At 55.0% G+C, this 17,513-nt stretch carries 18 protein-coding genes; 6 read left to right on the top strand and 12 right to left on the bottom strand.

The window, feature by feature from the left end; genetic code table 11:
- Nucleotides 1-12: 12 nt before the first annotated feature.
- The 10 genes from JI741_RS28715 to JI741_RS28670 all read right to left on the bottom strand — a co-directional run bounded on the left by JI741_RS28715 (nucleotide 13) and on the right by JI741_RS28670 (nucleotide 11,673).
- Nucleotides 13-651: a DUF3347 domain-containing protein gene (locus tag JI741_RS28715; RefSeq protein WP_202015596.1), complete on the bottom strand. Its 639-nt coding sequence runs from the start codon at nucleotides 649-651 to the stop codon at nucleotides 13-15.
- Between the two features lie 43 nt (nucleotides 652-694).
- Nucleotides 695-1,897, bottom strand: a complete 1,203-nt coding sequence (locus JI741_RS28710; RefSeq protein ID WP_202015595.1) for an efflux RND transporter periplasmic adaptor subunit — start codon at nucleotides 1,895-1,897, stop codon at nucleotides 695-697.
- A gap of 1 nt (nucleotide 1,898) precedes the next feature.
- Nucleotides 1,899-3,209 carry a heavy metal-binding domain-containing protein gene (locus tag JI741_RS28705; RefSeq protein WP_202015594.1) on the bottom strand — a complete coding sequence of 437 codons (1,311 nt, stop codon included), beginning with the start codon at nucleotides 3,207-3,209 and terminating at the stop codon, nucleotides 1,899-1,901.
- The gene (locus JI741_RS28700; protein ID WP_202015593.1) at nucleotides 3,187-4,536 is read right to left on the bottom strand and encodes a TolC family protein; all 1,350 of its coding nucleotides are present in this window, start codon (nucleotides 4,534-4,536) and stop codon (nucleotides 3,187-3,189) included. Before JI741_RS28700 ends, JI741_RS28705 begins: the two co-directional genes overlap by 23 nt.
- Nucleotides 4,523-6,436, bottom strand: a complete 1,914-nt coding sequence (locus tag JI741_RS32915) for an efflux RND transporter permease subunit (RefSeq protein WP_202015592.1) — start codon at nucleotides 6,434-6,436, stop codon at nucleotides 4,523-4,525. Before JI741_RS32915 ends, JI741_RS28700 begins: the two co-directional genes overlap by 14 nt.
- 13 nt (nucleotides 6,437-6,449) lie before the next feature.
- A complete protein-coding gene (locus JI741_RS32910) occupies nucleotides 6,450-7,730 on the bottom strand; it encodes an efflux RND transporter permease subunit (protein ID WP_202015591.1) in 1,281 nt (426 codons plus the stop codon).
- Nucleotides 7,731-7,839: 109 nt separating this feature from the next.
- Nucleotides 7,840-8,247, bottom strand: coding sequence for an HYC_CC_PP family protein (locus tag JI741_RS28685; RefSeq protein WP_202015589.1), 408 nt, complete (start codon nucleotides 8,245-8,247; stop codon nucleotides 7,840-7,842).
- A 123-nt stretch (nucleotides 8,248-8,370) separates the two neighbouring features.
- Nucleotides 8,371-8,577, bottom strand: coding sequence for a heavy-metal-associated domain-containing protein (locus JI741_RS28680; RefSeq protein ID WP_202015587.1), 207 nt, complete (start codon nucleotides 8,575-8,577; stop codon nucleotides 8,371-8,373).
- A 110-nt stretch (nucleotides 8,578-8,687) separates the two neighbouring features.
- Nucleotides 8,688-10,940: a heavy metal translocating P-type ATPase gene (locus JI741_RS28675; protein WP_236676323.1), complete on the bottom strand. Its 2,253-nt coding sequence runs from the start codon at nucleotides 10,938-10,940 to the stop codon at nucleotides 8,688-8,690.
- A 157-nt stretch (nucleotides 10,941-11,097) separates the two neighbouring features.
- Complete coding sequence (locus tag JI741_RS28670; RefSeq protein ID WP_202015585.1) at nucleotides 11,098-11,673, bottom strand: helix-turn-helix domain-containing protein; 576 nt, start codon at nucleotides 11,671-11,673, stop codon at nucleotides 11,098-11,100.
- A 223-nt stretch (nucleotides 11,674-11,896) separates the two neighbouring features.
- Here JI741_RS28670 and JI741_RS28665 point away from each other — a divergent pair, with 223 nt between their 5' ends.
- From JI741_RS28665 to JI741_RS28655, 3 genes are all read left to right on the top strand, one after another.
- A complete protein-coding gene (locus JI741_RS28665; RefSeq protein WP_202015583.1) occupies nucleotides 11,897-12,667 on the top strand; it encodes a class I SAM-dependent methyltransferase in 771 nt (256 codons plus the stop codon).
- A 64-nt stretch (nucleotides 12,668-12,731) separates the two neighbouring features.
- Nucleotides 12,732-13,196: an NUDIX hydrolase gene (locus JI741_RS28660; RefSeq protein ID WP_202015581.1), complete on the top strand. Its 465-nt coding sequence runs from the start codon at nucleotides 12,732-12,734 to the stop codon at nucleotides 13,194-13,196.
- A 134-nt stretch (nucleotides 13,197-13,330) separates the two neighbouring features.
- A complete protein-coding gene (locus JI741_RS28655) occupies nucleotides 13,331-13,522 on the top strand; it encodes a hypothetical protein (protein WP_202015579.1) in 192 nt (63 codons plus the stop codon).
- Nucleotides 13,523-13,526: 4 nt separating this feature from the next.
- On the opposite strand, the gene JI741_RS28650 is transcribed toward JI741_RS28655, so the two are convergent.
- A complete protein-coding gene (locus tag JI741_RS28650) occupies nucleotides 13,527-14,696 on the bottom strand; it encodes an iron-containing alcohol dehydrogenase (RefSeq protein WP_202015577.1) in 1,170 nt (389 codons plus the stop codon).
- Between the two features lie 4 nt (nucleotides 14,697-14,700).
- Nucleotides 14,701-15,003, bottom strand: coding sequence for an antibiotic biosynthesis monooxygenase (locus JI741_RS28645; protein WP_202015575.1), 303 nt, complete (start codon nucleotides 15,001-15,003; stop codon nucleotides 14,701-14,703).
- Between the two features lie 114 nt (nucleotides 15,004-15,117).
- Between JI741_RS28645 and JI741_RS28640 the strand changes: the two genes are divergently transcribed.
- From JI741_RS28640 to JI741_RS28630, 3 genes are read left to right on the top strand one after another with little or no spacing between them, the layout of a single operon-like run.
- Nucleotides 15,118-15,876 (top strand): prolipoprotein diacylglyceryl transferase, encoded by a 759-nt coding sequence (locus JI741_RS28640; RefSeq protein WP_202015573.1) that lies wholly within the window; start codon nucleotides 15,118-15,120, stop codon nucleotides 15,874-15,876.
- Nucleotides 15,848-17,260 carry a radical SAM protein gene (locus JI741_RS28635; protein WP_202015571.1) on the top strand — a complete coding sequence of 471 codons (1,413 nt, stop codon included), beginning with the start codon at nucleotides 15,848-15,850 and terminating at the stop codon, nucleotides 17,258-17,260. Before JI741_RS28640 ends, JI741_RS28635 begins: the two co-directional genes overlap by 29 nt.
- Nucleotides 17,239-17,421, top strand: coding sequence for a hypothetical protein (locus JI741_RS28630; protein WP_202015570.1), 183 nt, complete (start codon nucleotides 17,239-17,241; stop codon nucleotides 17,419-17,421). Before JI741_RS28635 ends, JI741_RS28630 begins: the two co-directional genes overlap by 22 nt.
- Nucleotides 17,422-17,513 lie beyond the last annotated feature (92 nt).

The raw sequence follows: 17,513 nt of genomic DNA, 5'->3' as shown, positions 1-17,513 counted from the left end.
GGTACTAAAAAACTATGGCATCTTTTCTTTCACTTCGCCACACGTCAGCATCTTGTCGCCAAAGTAGGGATTGCGAATGGCTTCCTGATCGCTGAGCCAGAATGCACCTTCGTTGTTGAACGCCATGGGACAGTATTCGTAGAACGCCGCCGTGCCTCCCAAACCATAGGCCTTAATGGCTTTGTAGAACACGTCCGACAGACTCTTGAACGCCCTGCGTTGGGCTTCGATGTCGCCGGTGCCCTGGATCTGTTTCAGGGATGCCTCCAGACCCTGAAGATAACTCATCCAATCGTGGTGTGCAGCATCTGTAACCAATTTCATGTCAACGGCTGCCAGCGCCTGGGCCGTGGCCGCCGCTTCCGTTTTCACCTTGGCGGCGTCGGTCGACACAAAGGCGTCTTTCAATTTCACATAGGCGGCAAACACCGTCGACAGTTGTTGCTGAAAAGCGGCATCCACAGCATACTGCGGACCGGCCGGTGCGGCAGCCGTCTCGGTTTTCGCGGCTGCGGTGTCGTGGCCTTCGTGGTGATGTTCGGCGGTTTCCTTTTTGCCGGCGCAGGCCGACAACAGCAGCGCTCCACCCAGGAGCAGCGATGCGGCAAGGTTTCGAAAGTTCATGTTGGGTGTTGTGTTGTGCAGGTTCATAAAAATTGAGTGGTTATACGGTTTATGTTTTAAACTATGCTGATTATTCGTGTTGATGAATGGCCATGGGATCGCCCCCTTTCTTGAGCACGATTTCGCTATACAATAAATAGGCGCCCGACACGGCCACGGTGTCACCTTCTGCAAGCCCTTCGGTGATCTCGACCTGCATAAAATTCTCCAGGCCGATTTTCACTTCGCGCGGTTCGAACGTGCGCGCGCCGGTTTGCACATAGACATGCGCACCCGAGCCGTCGCGTATCACTGCATCCGAAGGCAACGCCAGCGCTCTGCGCGACGAATGCGTGAAGAGCACCTGCGCCTGCATGCCGGGCTTGAATGTGTTCTGCTCGTTTTGCAACGTGGCACGCAGCACAGTGATGAGCGTGTTGGCCCGATACTCCGGGCTGAGAAACATGACCGTTGCTTCCACCGGGGTGGACTCATAGCCACTCACGCGCACGGCAATTTTGTCGCCCACATTCACCAGCGCCGTTTCCTGCGGATAGGTTTCGGCCTCGAGCCAGAGCGTATTCACATTCTCGATGCTGAACAGCGGCGCGCCCTCGGCCACATATTGTCCTTCGGCCACCTTTAGCTCGGTCACCAACCCGCTGGTGGGCGCCACAAAGGTGACGCGCTCGGCAAACGTTTTGGTGGTGGCCAGTTTGTTTACCTGGTTTTGGGTGAGGCCATAGAGCAACAGCTTGCGTTCGGCGCTCTTCAAAAACGACTCATAGCGCGGATGATCTTTCCCCAACGTCTCGTATTGTTCTTTGGCCAGCAGGTATTCGCGTTGCAGCGTGAGCAGCGTTTCGCTGTAGAGTTCATAGAGCGGTTCACCCTTCTTCACGGCCCGGCCGGTCTCCTTCACAAACAGCTTTTCAATTCTTCCGGCTGCGCGGCTGCTGATGACTGAAGAGCCTTCTTCGTTCAGCACCAGTTTGCCATTGATGGACACGGTCTGCCCAACAGGCTGCATCGACACGGGTTGTGTGGTGATGTTGGCAAGCCGCATCTGGCTTTCGTTCAGCATCAAGGCAACACCCTCCTTTTTGAGCACCAGGTCCATGCCACACACGGGGCATTTGCCGGGGCCGTCCTGAATCACTTCGGGGTGCATGGGGCACGTATATTTTGCGGGCGCGGCGGGCGCTTCTGCCGTGTGCGCGTGTTGGTGCGAGGCGTCCTTTGTGGAACAGGCCGCGAGCAACAACGTCAACATAAAACAGGCGAGTGTTCTCATGTCAGGGTGTGGTTTTAACAAAGCTTTCACTGTCTACGAGGTAATGCGCGTTGGCGGCAATTTCGTCGGCGGTGGCGAGGCCTTCCTTGATCTCGATCCAGCCTTTGGCATGCACGCCGGTGGTGACGGTTTTGGGTTTGAAGAGTCCGTGCGCTTTCACAAACACGAGGCGTTCGCGTCCCATGTCCATCACGGCATCGCGCGGCACCCACAGCGAGGCCACGGCGTTGAGCTGAATGGCGGCGCGCACCAGGTGGCCGATGTGCAGGTCGCGCAGGTGTTTGGCATAGACGCGCAGTTTCAGAAACTCCTGCCCTTGCGAAAAGAAGGGCTGAATGAAATCGACCGTGGCCTGCTCTTGTGTGCCGTTGCCAAAGTCGAGGGTCAGCTGGTCGCCCGTGCGGATAGTGCCGGCTTGCGACGCGGGCACATCCAGTTCGATGCGCAGCGCGTCGTGGCTCACAATGTTGAACAGCGTTTGCCCTTGCGACACATAGCTGCCTTCGCGCAACAACACAGTGCTCTGCGATTGTGCAGCGCCAGAAGCAACGGATGCACTACCGGCTGAACCGGCCATGCCACCCCCCATGCCGTCGGCTGGTGCGGCTTGCGCCGTCGCGTCGGGCAAGGGTGCGGTGGCGGGCTTCTGCTCCGACACCACATAGCCGTCGTATGGACTATAGATGGGGAACGTGTTGGAAATAGTTTTGCGAGTCGTCAGTTGCTGGACTTGGGTGGACGACATGCCCAGCAGTTCCAGTCTGCGTTTGGCCGATGCCACCAGGTCGGTGTTGCCGGCGTCGCTCTCCACCAGCATCAGCAACTCGCGCTGAGCTGTGAGCAGCTCGGGGCTGTAGAGTTCGGCGATCTTCTGTCCTTTCTTCACCGGCTGGAAGGCATACTTCAGATACACTTTCTCTAACCGGCCGCCGGTGCGGGCGGCGATGGTGTAGCTCTTGCGTGTGTCGTAGGTGATGATGCCGTTGGTTTGCAACGTGAGGGGCACCGTGCGGTATTCGCCTTTCACGGTCTTGACCGAGCTCACCACCGACTCGTTGGTCGACTTCAACAGCGGCACCAGCGCGTTGTTGATCGTTACTTCTTCGCCGGAGCGGGCTTTGCGCACCAGGTCCATGCCGCACACGGGGCAGGTGCCGGGTTTGTCGGCCAGCACGGTGGGATGCATGGGGCAGGTATATTCGTCGTGCGATTCCTCCTGGTGTTTGCAGGCGGCCAGGGCCACCACCATCATGAACAGCAGCGCGGCACGCAGCACAAAACGTTTCGGGTTATTTCTCCGCTTGTTTTTCATAGGTCACAATCATGATGTAAAGGGCTTCGCGTTTGTTGAGGTATTCCACCTGCGCCATGTTCAGGGCCTCCCAGCCGTCGATGACCACGGGCAGTTGCTCGCGGTTTTCTTCGTAGGCCAGCAGGGCGGCATCGTAGTTCTTTTGCAGGGCGGGCACAATCTTGTGCTGATAGTTGTCGACCTGCTGTTGCATGCGGGCGATCTGCGCGCTCATGCCGGCCAGCATGCCTTGTGTTTCCACCAGCACCGACTCGCGCTCGCGCTTCATGGCCTGGATGTCGTAGTGCATGCCTCTCACTTCGGCCTTATACATTTTGGACGACCACGGCGCGATGGGAATGGAGATCATGGCCATGGCCGTGAATTGCACCGGCATGTCGCCAAGCGGCTGCATGTGGTCGAAGCGGATTTTGAAATCGGGCTTGGCCTGATAGCGTTGCAGTTGTTGGTTGAGCTGCATGGCTTCGATGGTGCGGTCGAGCTGCTGGATGTCGCTGCGTTGTGCGCTTAGCGCGGCCGTGTCGAAAGGCGATGCAAAGGGTTGGAAAGTTATTTGCAGCGTGGTGTCGACTTGCAGCGGCGTTTGGGCGGGCAAGGTCATGAGCGACTTGAGGCGATAACTTTTTTCGTCGATGTCGCCTTGCGCCATCAGCAGCATGTTTTGCACTTCCAGCAGGCGGCCTTCGGTTTTGTAGATGTTGCCCAGCGAGCCCTGGTTGTAGGGATAGCGCAGGCGGGCCAGCTTCAACATGAGTTGCAGCGCGCGTTCGTTTTCGCGAAGCACGCGCACTTTCTCTTCGGCCACCAGCCATTGGTAGTAGAGAGTTTTGGCTTCGGCGCGCAGGCTGTTGAATTGCACGGCGCGGCCTTTCTCTTCGATGGCGGCGCGCGAGGCCAGATAGTTTTGGTTGGCCTGTAGCCTGGCGGGGTTGGGAATTTGCTGCTCGACCGAAATCATGATCGATCCTTTGTCGCGCGCTTCCATGAGTTGCTGGCCCGGGTAGGGCGTCATGAAGGTTCCTGCACCCACCATGGGGGCCATCCAGCTTTTGGCGCCCGCAGTGTATTCGCGATAGGCACTTGCCTTCTCGTTGTATTGTTGCAGCATGGGATTGCGCCGGTCGATGGTGGCCAGCACCGTGTCGAGCGACATCACTTGTGCGAAGGCCGACGACGACGCGATGAGCAGAGCCCATAGCAACACCACGCGGCAGGGATAGCAGCGGAAAGCCCGGAGCGCAGGATTGGGCTGCGCGGTGGGGCGAGGACTTGTAGCGGATAGCCCGACCCGAGGCACGAGGGGGCCGCCCTGTTTAATGTTTTTCATATACTTCCAGTTTTCCAAACTTTCGGAGTTCATATTCTTTGGTCATCAAAAAGATGAGGGGTGTCACCAGCAGGATGTGTGTGCTCGAGGTGAGCACGCCGCCGATCATGGGCAGCACAATGGGCAGCATCACGTCGCTGCCCACGCCGGTAGACCAGAGCACGGGCACCAGGCCAAACAACGCCACCGACACCGTCATGATTTTTGGACGCAGACGCTTGGCGGCGCCGTGCACCACATATTCCCGCAGGTCTTCGCGCGTGATGGTTTCGCTGCTGTTGCCGCGGAGTTTCACCAGTTGTTGCATGGCGTCGTTGAGGTAGATGACCATGACCACGCCCGTTTCGACCGCGATGCCAAACAGCGCGATGAAGCCCACGGCCACGGCAACAGATAAGTTGACACCGTAGAAGTAGACCATGTAGGCGCCGCCGATGAGTGCGAAGGGCACGGTGATGAGGCTGAGGAAGGCTTCGCGCAGCGAGTGAAAGGCCAGGTAGAGCGAAATGAAAATGATGAGCAGCACCACGGGCAAAATGATCATGAGCGTTTGCTTGCCGCGGATGAGGTTTTCGTATTGGCCGCTCCACTCGAGGTAGTAGCCATTGGGCAACGTGCCCAGCTGTTGGTTGATGGTGGCAATGGCGTCTTGCACGGTGCTGCCCAGGTCGCGGTCGCGCACGTTGAAGAGCACGGCGCCGCGCAGCAATGCATTTTCGGAAACGATCATGGGCGGGCCGTCTTCAAATTTTATGTCGGCCACGCTCGACAGCGGGATGATGCCGAGGGCGGGTGTCTTGAGCGGAATGCGTTTGAGTTGATCGACGCTGTTGCGAAAGTCCTGCGCAAGACGAACACTGATGGTGAAGCGTTGACGCCCTTCGATGGTTTGGCCGATGGCCGTGCCGCCGATGGCCGACTCCACCAGTGTGTTGACATCGCTCACGCTCACACCATAGCGGCCCAATGCTTCGCGGTTGATTTGCACGGTGAGGTATTTGCCGCCTGTGATGGGATCGACATAGAGGTCTTTCACCCCCGGAACATTAACAAGGGCCGCTTTCACTTTCTCGGACAGGGCATGGATGCTGTCTAATTGCTGGCCGTAGACTTTCACGCCCACGTCGGTGCGAATGCCGGTGGAGAGCATGTTGATGCGGTTGATGATGGGCTGTGTCCACCCGTTGACCACGCCGGGAATTTGCAGCTTGCCGTCGAGTTCGTTGATGATGTCTTTCTTGGTGATGCCGGCGCGCCATTCGGATTTTGGTTTCAACATGATGATGGTTTCGATCATGCTGATGGGCGAATTGTCGGTGGCACTGCTGGCGCGACCCGCCTTGCCCAACACCTTGTCGACTTCGGGAACGGACTTGATGATTTTGTCCTGGACCTGCAAAATGCGTTTCACTTCTTCGTTGCCGATGTCGGGCAGTGTGACGGGCATGAAGAGGATGGACTGCTCGTCGAGCGGCGGCATAAATTCAGAGCCGAGGCTCATGAGCAACGGCACGCTCACGGCCAGCGCGAGGATGTTCACGGCCAGCGTGGTCTTGCGCCATTTGAGACAGGCACGGATGATGGGCTCGTATAGTTTTTCGAGACCGTGGGTGATGGGGTTATGTTTTTCGTTCCTGAATTTTCCTTTCATGAACAACGAGATGATGACGGGGGCCAGCGTGACCACCAGCACAGCATCGACCAGCAGGATGAACGTTTTGGTCCACGCCAGCGGGTGAAACAGTTTGCCCTCCTGCCCTTCGAGCATAAACACCGGAAGGAACGATGTGATGATGATGACCGTGGAATAGAACACGCCGCGCGACACCTGCCGCGACGATTGTTCGATGATCGACAGTCGTTCGGCTTCGGGGATGGGTTGATAATTTTTCTTCGCCATGAGCTTTGTTCGGTTATGCGTCGGGGTTCAATTCTTCGTAGCGATGCGACAGGTTCTTATAGGCGTTTTCGGCCATGATGATGCCGTTGTCGACAATGACGCCGATGGCCAGCGCGATGCCCGTGAGCGACATGATGTTTGACGTGATGCCAAACGCGTTCAGCAAAATGAAACTTGTGGCCAGCGTGATGGGAATCTGGATGATGATGCTGACGGCGCTGCGCCAGTGAAACAAAAAGATGAGCACCACCAGCGACACCACGACCATTTCTTCGACCAGCGTTTTTTTGATGGACGACACCGACTCTTCGATGAGCTGGCTGCGGTCGTACACGATGTTGAACTTCACGCCTTCGGGAAATCCTTTGGCCACTTCGGCCATTTTGGTTTTGACATGGCCGATCACTTCGTCGGCATTTTCGCCATAGCGCATCACCACGATGCCGCCCACCACTTCGCCTTCGCCATTCATGTCGAAGATGCCGAGGCGTGTTTCGCCCGACGTTTGCACGGTGGCCACGTCGCGGATGCTGACGGGCACGGTGTTGACGGTTTTGAGCGGGATGTTTTCAATTTCTTCGACCGACTGCAAATAGCCCGAGGTTTTGATGATGTAGCCGATGTCGCTCATCTCGAACTTGCGCCCACCCGCCTCGTTGTTGTTCTGACGCACGGCCTGGATCACGTCTTGCAACGACAGGTTATAGTAGGTGAGCTTGTTGGGGTTGAGTGTGACCTGGTATTGTTTCTGAAAGCCGCCAAACGACGCGATCTCGCTCACGCCTGCCACATTCTGCAAGGCAAACTTCACATACCAGTCTTGCAGCGCGCGTTGTTCGCCAAGGTCCATGCCGGGGGCGTCGAGCGTATACCACAACACGTGGCCCACACCGGTGCCGTCGGGACCCAACGTGGGTGTGACACCTTGCGGCAACAAACGCGACGCATAGTTCAGCTTCTCCAGCACGCGCTCGCGGGCCCAATACACATCGGTGTTGTCGTTGAAGATGACATAGACGAAGCTCATGCCGAACATGGACGCTCCGCGCACATACTTGACCTGCGGTAGGCCCTGCAGGTTGGTGACCAGCGGATAGGTGACCTGGTCTTCGATGATCTGCGGACTTCGTCCCATCCACTCGGTGAACACGATGACCTGATTTTCGGACAGGTCGGGAATGGCGTCGATCTTGTTGATGCGCACCGCGTGCACACCCCAGGCCAGCAGGCCGCCCGCCGTGAGCAACACCAGGAACCTGTTCTTTAGCGACAGGGAAATTATTTTTTCAATCATGATTGAAAACGTAATGAGAAAATGAAAATGATGGAAGTGTTTGCTGCTACACGAAGAGGCAGACAGCGAGCGGAAGACAAAGGGATATTGCCTTCTTTAGAAAGAAAACTTAAATACGGAAAACCTGCACGTCGACAAGAATGTCGGACGATCGCAGCGGCGGATCATAGTTCCGGAATGGGGTGATGGCAACGGGAGAAGAAGGAATGATTTCGGCCAGCAACACGAGGGGTTGCCCGATGCTGAGCAACGGCGCATGGCCGATGTGATGGTCGTTATGCGAAAGTTTGAAGCCCTGGCCTTCGTGCACAATGTTTTCGTCCTGGCAGCACGACGCCTTCATGTGGCGGTGGCACGGCGGAACGTTTTGTTCCATGCCGCAGGCCTCGGCTTTCGACAGCACGGCCACGCTGTTGATATGCCCCCCGCACCAGTGAATGCCCACCACGAAGCTGCTCGACGAAACGAGCACCAGCAGGCTGAAGGCAATGGCGGCGATGGAGCGGATGGCTTTCATGTGTTGAGCAAAGATAACGGATTTTATGGAATGGAGGTTGGCGCGACGGGCTGAAAATTGAAAGTGATCACGTGCTTTTTCGTTCTTAATGACTTGAAAAAGCACGTGAAGGCCTATAGGGGATCAGTTTTTCTGAGCTTTATAGCCCACCTTTTGCAAGGCTTCGTTGATTTTTTCCTCCGAAGTTTCTTCGTTCACCGTGAGGGTTCGCGCAGGGTTGGTGAGGTCTACACTCCAGTTTCCGGAGCCTACGACCTCGTTCAATGCCGGGGTCACTTTGGCCACACAGGCGTCGCATTTTATGTTGGTTTTAAACGTCGTTGTTTTCATGTTTGGTCTAAATGTTAAGATTTGTGTTTTGATTTGTTACTACAAAGTAAACGCAGGGTGCTGCATTGGGGTGTTCCATAATTTCGGGAAAGGTTTATATAATTCCCGCGTCAGATCTTTGCTGCTTTGAGGCGCAGGCTGTTGCCCACCACGCTCACCGAACTGAGGGCCATGGCCGCACCGGCAATCATGGGATCGAGCAAAAATCCGTTGATTGGATAGAGTACGCCGGCCGCCAGGGGAATGCCGATGAGGTTATAGATGAATGCCCAGAACAAATTCTGGCGGATGCCCCGCACGGTTTTGGTGGAGAGGTTTAATGCCTTGGGAATGTAGAGCAGGTCGGACGTGATGAGCGTCATCTTGGCAACATCCATGGCAATGTCGGAGCCTTTGCCCATGGCGATGCTCACGTCGGCCTGGGCCAGCGCTTCCGAGTCGTTGATGCCGTCGCCCACCATGGCCACTACCCTGCCCTGTTGTTGCAGGCTTTTCACAAACGTGGCCTTGTCTGACGGAAGCACTTCGGCGCGAAAGTGTTCAATACCCACCTGGGCGGCCACGGCGCGAGCCGTTTGTTCGTTGTCGCCGGTGAGCATGTAGACGGTGATGCCGCGTTGCTGCAGGGTTTGGATGGCCTGTGCGGCGGTGGCTTTGATGGTGTCGGCAAAGGCCACGATGGCCAGCACCTGTCTGGTGTTTGCATAATAGACAACCGTGCGCGCTTCCGCCTGCCACTGCGAGGCCGCAGCCTCCAGGTCACGATCGACGGCGATGCCTTGTTCGGCCAGCAGTTTTTTGTTGCCCACGAAAAACGTTTCATCTCCAACCTTTGCCATCACACCGCGGCCTGTGAGACTCTTGAAGTCGGTGAGTGAAACACGGCTTGCGCCGTCAGCCTTTAACCGGGCGGCTACCGCTTCGGCCAGAGGATGTTCTGACTGTGCTTCGAGGGAATAGAAGATATTTTTAGGTTGATCGTTCACGCCATCGGTGCCCCATTGCAAACCTGTGACGGTGGGCTTGCCTTCTGTGATGGTGCCGGTTTTGTCGAGCACAATGGCGTTGACCTGGTGGGCACGTTCGAGGCTTTCGGCATCTTTGATGAGGATGTTGTTCTCTGCGCCCTTGCCCACGCCCACCATGATGGCCGTGGGTGTTGCCAGGCCCAGCGCACACGGACAAGCGATGACCAACACGGTGACCGACGTGAGCAACGCATGTGTGAACGCCTGCTCTCCACCCCAGATCATCCACGCAGCAAAGGTGAGCAACGACAAGGCGAGAACGATGGGCACAAAGATGCCTGCAATTTTATCGACCAGCGCCTGCACGGGCGCCTTGCTGCCCTGCGCTTCTTCCACCATTTTGATGATGTGCGCCAGCACGGTGTCGGCACCAACTTTCTCTGCCGAAAACGTGAAGCTTCCTTTTTGGTTTACGGTGCCTGCAAACACTTTGCCGCCCACCATTTTTTCTACCGGCAGGGACTCGCCGGTGATGGTGCTCTCGTCGATGAACGATGCCCCGCTGCGCACTACACCGTCTACCGGGATGCGTTCGCCGGGGCGCACCAGTACGATCATGCCGGGAGTTACGTTGGCTACGGGTACCTCCTGCTCCACCTCGTTCACCAGGATGCGGATGGTCTTGGGTTGCAGGCCCATCAGTTTTTTTAATGCCGACGACGTTCCGCGTTTTGCTTTTTCTTCCAGCAATTTTCCTAATAACACAAAGGCAATGACCACGGCCGCCGCCTCAAAATAAACATGCGGGTGCACACCCCGTGCATGCCAGAACTCGGGAAAGAACGTGTTGAACGCGCTAAACAAAAACGCGATGCCCGACGACAACGCCACCAGCGTGTCCATGTTTGCCTTCTCGTGACGGGCCTGCTTCCAGGCATTCACAAAAAAGCTACGACCGAAGTAGAACACCACCGGCGCGGAAAGAAGCAATGAAATGTAGGTGCCATAGGGCATGTCCATAAAGAACATTCCGATGATGGCCACCGGCAGAGCCAGGGCTATCGAGCCTATGGTTTTAAACTTGACATCGGCATAGTGTTGGCGCTGTGCCTCTTCCTGCACGGCGTGAGGGTCTTCAACATCCACCACCAGATCGTAGCCGATAGACTGCACGGCTTTTTGAAGTTCGGCGGGTTTGGTTTGGGTGGGATCGAACTCCACCCACGCCGACTGGTTTGCAAAATTGACGGCGGCGTTTTTCACACCGGGAGCTGTTTTGAGAATGGATTCAACGCTGACGGCACACGCAGCGCACGTCATTTCAAGAACGGGAAAAGATTGCTTCACGGCGTTGCCGCTCCGGGTGGCGGCGGTGGATATGGTTGGGGCTGACATACTGATTTCGTGTTAAAGTTCCTGTCGCTGTTTCGACACTACAACATTACACGCAAATCGCCTGGTTAGTTTTATACAATTGCCACTTTGCGTTACAGGATTTACAAGTCCCCTGCCCAAAAAGGCCATCCCAGGTCATAGAATCCAGGCATGTTGCTTAAGAAATTGAATCCAGGGGCTTCCGGGCGGCATCGACGGTGCGCGATTTTTTGAGTTCGGAGGGTGTGAGACCCGTCACTTTTTTGAATTGAGCCGAGAGATGGGCCACGCTGCTGTAGCCAAGTTTGTCGGCAATTTCGCTGAGGGTGAGTTCGTCGTAGAACAGCAGTTCTTTGGCCCGCTCAATCTTTTGGCGGATAATGTATTGTTCCAGCGTGATGCCCTCCATGGAAGAGAAGAGGTTGCTGAGGTAGTTATATTCCAGATGAGCTTCGTCGGCCAGCACATCGGACCAGTTGAACTTGCGGCTCACACGGTCGCTGTGGTGAATGCGTTTGATGATGCTGTTCTTCAGGCTCTCTACAAGGCGCGCCCTGCGGTCGTCGATGCGTTCGAAGCCGTTGCGCACCAGCACGTCGTCGAGTTGGTGCAGTTGGGATTCGGAGAGGTTTTCTTCTTTCAGGCTCACTTCGCCCAACGCGATCTTGTCGACATGCAAACCCAGTTTGGTAAGTTCCTGGTCCACCACAGTGATGCAACGGTTACAGACCATGTTTTTTATGTGTAGTGTCATGCAGGGCAAAGTTAGGAGGAATATTTACGGTTATAAAACCCTGATCGGATAGGGAATAGTTCTTTTTCACATTAGTTTTTAGGACTTTGAAGATCTGACGCAGCAACAGTTGCACACCAAACCAGGATAGCTTTGCCGTTGCAAAGGAATGGCGCAACCTGTATTTTTAACAAGGCAGGACATTGATCCCTCCATGCCACGCCAAAAACTAAAACCAGTTGCCATGTCGCGCATCCACGCTTTTGAATTTGAAGACTTCCCCTGGTTCCCCGAATTTCTCCGGAACTACATGACCGATTTCCTGCAAACGCTCGCCAACCTTTCCGATTTCTTCAAGCCCGTTGTGCCCGTCATTGAAAGAGGATTGGATCACAGCGGCGGCAACACCATTATCGACCTCGCGTCGGGCGGTGGTGGCGGACTGGTGCGTCTGGCAAAACATCTGATGACGCGACGCCCCGACATCGACATTGTGCTCACCGACTATTTTCCCAACCTCGATGCCTTTCGCTATACGGCAGCCAAACTTCCCTGCTTTCGCTACGAAGAACATCCGGTAAATGCGCTCAACGTGCCGACCAACCTTGTGGGCCTTCGCACACAGTTTCTATCGTTCCATCATTTCACACCAGAGCAGGCACAACAGATCTTACAGAACGCGGTCGACACGGGCAGTCCCATTGCCATCTTCGAAGCACAGGAGCGCAGCGTGCAAAGTGTGGTGGCCATGCTTTTCTCACCCATCACGGTGTTGCTGGTCACGCCGTTCATTCGTCCGTTCCGGATCGGCCGCATAGTGTTCACATACTTCATTCCCCTGGTGCCGCTCTTCATTTGGTGGGACGGCATTGTGTCGGCACTGCGAACCTATTCGGTGCGCGAAATGCAATCGCTGGTAGACAGTCTCCAAAACAAGGATACGTTCGTCTGGGAAATCAAACGATTAAAGTCCGGGCCTGGTGTGGTGTTATATTTGCTGGGCCATAAGAAATAGAAGTAGTGCCTCACGTCCACTATTCGTTTATAACATCATACCATCATCCTAAAGAAAATACAAAATGGCATTAGTCTCCGCAGGCATGCTCATGTGCCGGAAAGAAAACGGGCATCTGGAATTTTTTCTGGTGCATCCGGGCGGACCCTTCTATGCAAAAAAGAACGAAGGTGTGTGGAGCATCCCCAAAGGACTGCCCGACGGCGATGAAGCCCCCGAAGCCACAGCACAACGGGAGTTCTTCGAAGAAACCGGTATCCAACCCACACCTCCTTTTCATGCACTGGGCTCTACAAAACTAAAGAGCGGAAAGACCATTTATGCCTGGCTGTTCTTTGGCGCGTGGGACGCCGCACAAGGTGTTTCGTCAAACACCTTCACGCTGGAGTGGCCACCTCGCTCCGGCAAATTCATAGAGGCTCCCGAGGTGGATCGCGGGGCATGGATGCGCTACGACGAGGCGGCCATCATGATCAATCCCAAACAAGTGGTGTTTCTGGATCGCGCCCGCGACATGGTGAACGTGTAGCGCGGGGTGAGTATAAACTACACACCTGACGACATACTCCCTCACCCCATCGCCGCTCCTGCCCGCTTCCCGACCGTTCTCCTTCCGGCACGAATTTCCTGGTAGCTACTGTGTCACACTAACGACAATCGATCATGAAAGAAGCTAAAAAGGAAAATCCGTCAAAGAAATCGCAAGGCCACAATGTGAATACGCCTCAACCGCCACAAGACATGGACCCTTCAACGCATCCCTCGCCCGGCAAACGTCCGGAAGATGCCAAATCGAAATCTATAACAAAAGAAGAGCTCGAAAAACGCAAGCCCACACCGCGCGAAGAATTGTGACGGACTAGCTCAGTGTGAGCACTTCCATCAGTTCGCTGGCATCAAGCGCAATAGGGTTGTATTTGTTATCGGTGCGCGCAGCGATGCGTTCATAATAATCGCGCTGCACGCCGCTGGTCTGCAGCGACGGAATGTTCATGTCGCGGGTCCATTGGGCGATGAGGTCCAACAGAAAGTCGATGTAGTAGTCGTTTGACTTATGCGCGATGGCCGAGAATATTTTTCCGGCAGTGGCATATTTTGAAAGGGCTTCATCATGGCCATGTGTTGCGCGCAGCTTGCGCACCGTTACGGCATTCGCGGCGGCCATCACCGAACTGCACACCACACCGTGCGGCACGTCGAAGTAGCCACCGATAGACGATGCATAACCGTGCACCACACCCAACCCCGCATTGGCCAGTGTCACCCCGGAAAGGTAGGCAGCCAACGCCACGTCTGTGCGCGCGTCAAGGTCCGAACCTTCGCGGTAGGCTTTCAAAAGAGAATGGGCAATTCGCCTCAACCCCTCATACGCCAGCGCATCGGTTACGGGATTGGCCTGAGTAGACAGATAAGACTCCAACAGTTGAGTGAACGCATCCACGCCGCTTGCCGCCGTTACCGACGGCGGACACGACAATGTGAGTGCGGGATCAACAATAGCCGCATCGGGCACAAACTTATTGTGTCGTAGTGATTTCTTGAACCCATGCTCACCAATCTCCGAAATCACAGCATTCTTGGTGGCTTCGCTTCCGGTTCCTGCCGTGGTGGGAACAGCCACAAACGGCACCTTCACACCGGGATGATTTTTTGTGCCCACGCCTTCCAGGTAATCCTTCACTCCCGCTTGCAACGGCACCATAGCCGCAATGGCTTTGCCCGCATCGAGCACGCTGCCTCCGCCAATGGCCACCAACACATCCGGCTGAAAGCGCACACATTGTTCAACAGCATGGTCGACCAGCTGGGGCGTGGGTTCTTTCGCGATCGAAACAAGAGAGACATCAAAACCTTGTGAGGCCAAGAGCGCCAGAAGTTTTGTGCCCTGTTCTGACTGCAAAAAAGAATGCGCGCCGGTGATGAGCGCCACCTTTTTTCCATAGGTCTTCACAAGAGAGGGAAGTATGGAAAGTTTGCCTGCACCGAAGTGAAGTTGTGGTGTAGCCGCAATAGCAAAAGCATCCACCATGGCATCAGGCGTTAGAAACCGGGAACAGCATCTGATGTTTCACGCCCTCACGCGGCTTGGCCATCCAGGAAGCCACCGTGTCGCGCCAAACTTTGTAGTGCTCGGTTTCCTTGTGGTTGGCCGCAGCCTGTTCGCTCGCGTAAGCTTCATAAAAGACAAACTTGTCCGGATCGCCTGCATCCTGTAAAATATCAAAGCGCAGGTTGCCCGGCTCCTGAACAGACCGTTCATGATTCGCGCGCGTAGCCTCAACAAACGCTTCGCGGAATTCCGGTTTCACAAACACATGGACAAGGGTGGCGATCATACAGTTGGTTTTAATGTCGTGTTGTTTTAACAGGCTGCTAACCTACAAAAAAAACGCATGCGCACGAAGAAGCAAATCACTACCTTGGCAACCGATCACTAAACGAAAGCCTTGTTGTCAATTCCGTTCGAACCCCAACTGGCGGGCTGGACTATCAACGTTCACCTGATCCTTGAGTATGTGGCTTTCTTTTTGGGCTACCGCTATTATGTTTTCCTGAAAAAACAAACAACCGATCCCATTCCTTCGGCCAACCGGCTCACCATCATTCTCGGCGCTTCCCTTGGTGCACTGCTGGGGTCGCGCGTGGTGGGATTTCTGGAAAATCCATTGGTCGATTTCAGTAACGTCAGCCTGCTTGTTCTCTTCAATGTCAAGACCATTATGGGCGGATTGTTTGGCGGCCTGCTGGGGGTGGAAACAGCCAAGCGCATCATTGGCGAAAAACAATCATCGGGCGACCTGTTCACGCTGCCCATCATCGTGGGAATATTTATTGGCCGCATCGGGTGTTTTTTGTCGGGCACGAATGAATTTACCTATGGAACCACCACCACATTCATCACGGGCATGAATCTGGGCGACGGACTGAAACGCCATCCCCTGGCATTGTATGAGCTTGTATTTTTAGCGATATTGTTCCTGGCACTGCATAGACTTTATCGCCGGAAGAAAATGCCAAACGGACTTCTATTCAAACTCTTTATGCTTTGCTATTTCGGATTCAGGTTTCTCCTCGAATTTATCAAGCCGAATGTTTTCTTTTTCCTGGGACTGAGCACCATTCAATGGCTTTGTGTTATTTGCTTTCTATACTACCGCCGAACGTTAACAACCCTGTCGCATGCCAACCCGAAAGTATACCTACTATGATTTCACGCTGAGCCTGTGCCCGGAGTGTTTGAAACGCATCGATGCCAAAATTGTCTTCGAAGACGACAAGGTGTATATGCTGAAGCGCTGCCCCGAACACGGCGCATCCAAAGTTCTTATTGCCGACGATGTACCCTACTACAAGAACATCCGGAACTACAACAAACCTTCCGAAACCCCCTACACCTTCAACACATCCACGCATTTCGGATGTCCCTACGACTGCGGCCTCTGTCCGGACCACGAGCAGCACTCCTGTCTCACGGTGGTGGAAATTACGGACCGCTGCAACCTCACGTGCCCCACGTGCTACGCCGGCTCCTCGCCCACCTATGGACGCCACCGCACCCTGGAGGAAGTAAAGAAAATGCTCGACGCCGTGGTGGCCAACGAACGCGAGCCCGACGTGATCCAGATCAGCGGTGGCGAACCCACCCTGCACCCACAACTTTTCGAAATTCTCGACTACGCCAAGTCGCTGCCCATCAAACACGTGATGCTGAACACAAACGGCATCACCATCGCCAAGGATTTCGAATTCACAAAACGCCTGGCCACCTACGCACCCGACTTCGAGATCTACCTGCAGTTCGACTCGTTCCGCCCGGAAGTGTTGCAGTCTATGCGCGCGGCCAATCTCCTCTCCATCCGCGAACAGGCGTTGGCAAACCTCAATGCCCTCAACCTGTCGACTACCCTGGTGGTGACCATTCAAAAAAATCTCAACGACGACGAGATCGGCAAGATCATAGACTTTGCGCTCTTGCAACCCTGTGTGCGCGGCGTCACCCTGCAACCCACACAAATCGCCGGGCGACTCGAAAATTTCGATACGCTCACCGACCGCATCACGCTCACCGAAGTGCGGAGAAAAATTCTGGAACAGACAGACGTCTTCAATGCCGACGACCTCATTCCCGTGCCATGCAATCCCGACGCGTTGGTGATGGGCTATGCCCTGAAGCTGAGCGGACAAGTATTTCCGCTCACCCGCTACGTCAACCCCGCCGACCTGCTCGACAACAGCCGCAACACCATCGTCTACGAACAGGACGAACAACTTCACAGCAAAATGATAAACCTGTTCAGCACCGGAAACTCTATTGAGGGCGCCACCGAAAAGCTGCATTCGCTGCTGTGTTGCCTGCCGCAGATTCATGCGCCCGAACTAAGCTACAACAACCTGTTCCGCGTCATCATCATGCAATTCATAGACGCCTACAATTTCGATGTGCGGTCTGTCAAAAAATCGTGTGTGCACATTGTGAACAAAGACTATAAAATCATTCCATTCGAAACGATGAACCTGTTCTATCGCGACGAAAAAAGAGAACGCCTTCAAAAACTACAAACCGAACCCCTATGGACGGACTCGCAACCTTAATCATCCTTGCCCTCCTCTTCTCCTTTGGCACACCGTTTCTGCTCCTGGTGATTGGACTCGTTAAACGCCCCAAAGACAAAAAGGCCGCGCAGGTATTTTTTATTCTCGCCGCAGCCTGGCTCATTGTGGCCGGAGGAATTTGTGCTACGCTCCTGGTGTGATCTGATCACCGGTTGACAAACCACCAAAAAAATAAAGCCCGCAAGCCTTTCGACCTGCGGGCTTTCGCTTCCCCTGAACCCTAAAACCCCTC

Origin of the sequence: Chryseolinea lacunae (assembly GCF_016735595.1) — a bacterium.
In the GTDB taxonomy this organism is placed as follows: Bacteria; Bacteroidota; Bacteroidia; order Cytophagales; family Cyclobacteriaceae; genus Chryseolinea; species Chryseolinea lacunae.
Note: the sequence above shows the minus strand (reverse complement) of the source record. Positions and strands in the feature narration are given on the sequence as shown.

Bases quoted from the DNA above. Each gene is read 5' to 3' on its own strand.
- JI741_RS28715 (WP_202015596.1), bottom strand. From the start codon at position 651: ATGAACCTGCACAACACAACACCCAACATGAACTTTCGAAACCTTGCC.
- JI741_RS28710 (WP_202015595.1), bottom strand. From the start codon at position 1,897: ATGAGAACACTCGCCTGTTTTATGTTGACGTTGTTGCTCGCGGCCTGT.
- JI741_RS28705 (WP_202015594.1), bottom strand. From the start codon at position 3,209: ATGAAAAACAAGCGGAGAAATAACCCGAAACGTTTTGTGCTGCGTGCC.
- JI741_RS28700 (WP_202015593.1), bottom strand. From the start codon at position 4,536: ATGAAAAACATTAAACAGGGCGGCCCCCTCGTGCCTCGGGTCGGGCTA.
- JI741_RS32915 (WP_202015592.1), bottom strand. From the start codon at position 6,436: ATGGCGAAGAAAAATTATCAACCCATCCCCGAAGCCGAACGACTGTCG.
- JI741_RS32910 (WP_202015591.1), bottom strand. From the start codon at position 7,730: ATGATTGAAAAAATAATTTCCCTGTCGCTAAAGAACAGGTTCCTGGTG.
- JI741_RS28685 (WP_202015589.1), bottom strand. From the start codon at position 8,247: ATGAAAGCCATCCGCTCCATCGCCGCCATTGCCTTCAGCCTGCTGGTG.
- JI741_RS28680 (WP_202015587.1), bottom strand. From the start codon at position 8,577: ATGAAAACAACGACGTTTAAAACCAACATAAAATGCGACGCCTGTGTG.
- JI741_RS28675 (WP_236676323.1), bottom strand. From the start codon at position 10,940: ATGTCAGCCCCAACCATATCCACCGCCGCCACCCGGAGCGGCAACGCC.
- JI741_RS28670 (WP_202015585.1), bottom strand. From the start codon at position 11,673: ATGACACTACACATAAAAAACATGGTCTGTAACCGTTGCATCACTGTG.
- JI741_RS28665 (WP_202015583.1), top strand. From the start codon at position 11,897: ATGTCGCGCATCCACGCTTTTGAATTTGAAGACTTCCCCTGGTTCCCC.
- JI741_RS28660 (WP_202015581.1), top strand. From the start codon at position 12,732: ATGGCATTAGTCTCCGCAGGCATGCTCATGTGCCGGAAAGAAAACGGG.
- JI741_RS28655 (WP_202015579.1), top strand. From the start codon at position 13,331: ATGAAAGAAGCTAAAAAGGAAAATCCGTCAAAGAAATCGCAAGGCCAC.
- JI741_RS28650 (WP_202015577.1), bottom strand. From the start codon at position 14,696: ATGGTGGATGCTTTTGCTATTGCGGCTACACCACAACTTCACTTCGGT.
- JI741_RS28645 (WP_202015575.1), bottom strand. From the start codon at position 15,003: ATGATCGCCACCCTTGTCCATGTGTTTGTGAAACCGGAATTCCGCGAA.
- JI741_RS28635 (WP_202015571.1), top strand. From the start codon at position 15,848: ATGCCAACCCGAAAGTATACCTACTATGATTTCACGCTGAGCCTGTGC.
- JI741_RS28630 (WP_202015570.1), top strand. From the start codon at position 17,239: ATGGACGGACTCGCAACCTTAATCATCCTTGCCCTCCTCTTCTCCTTT.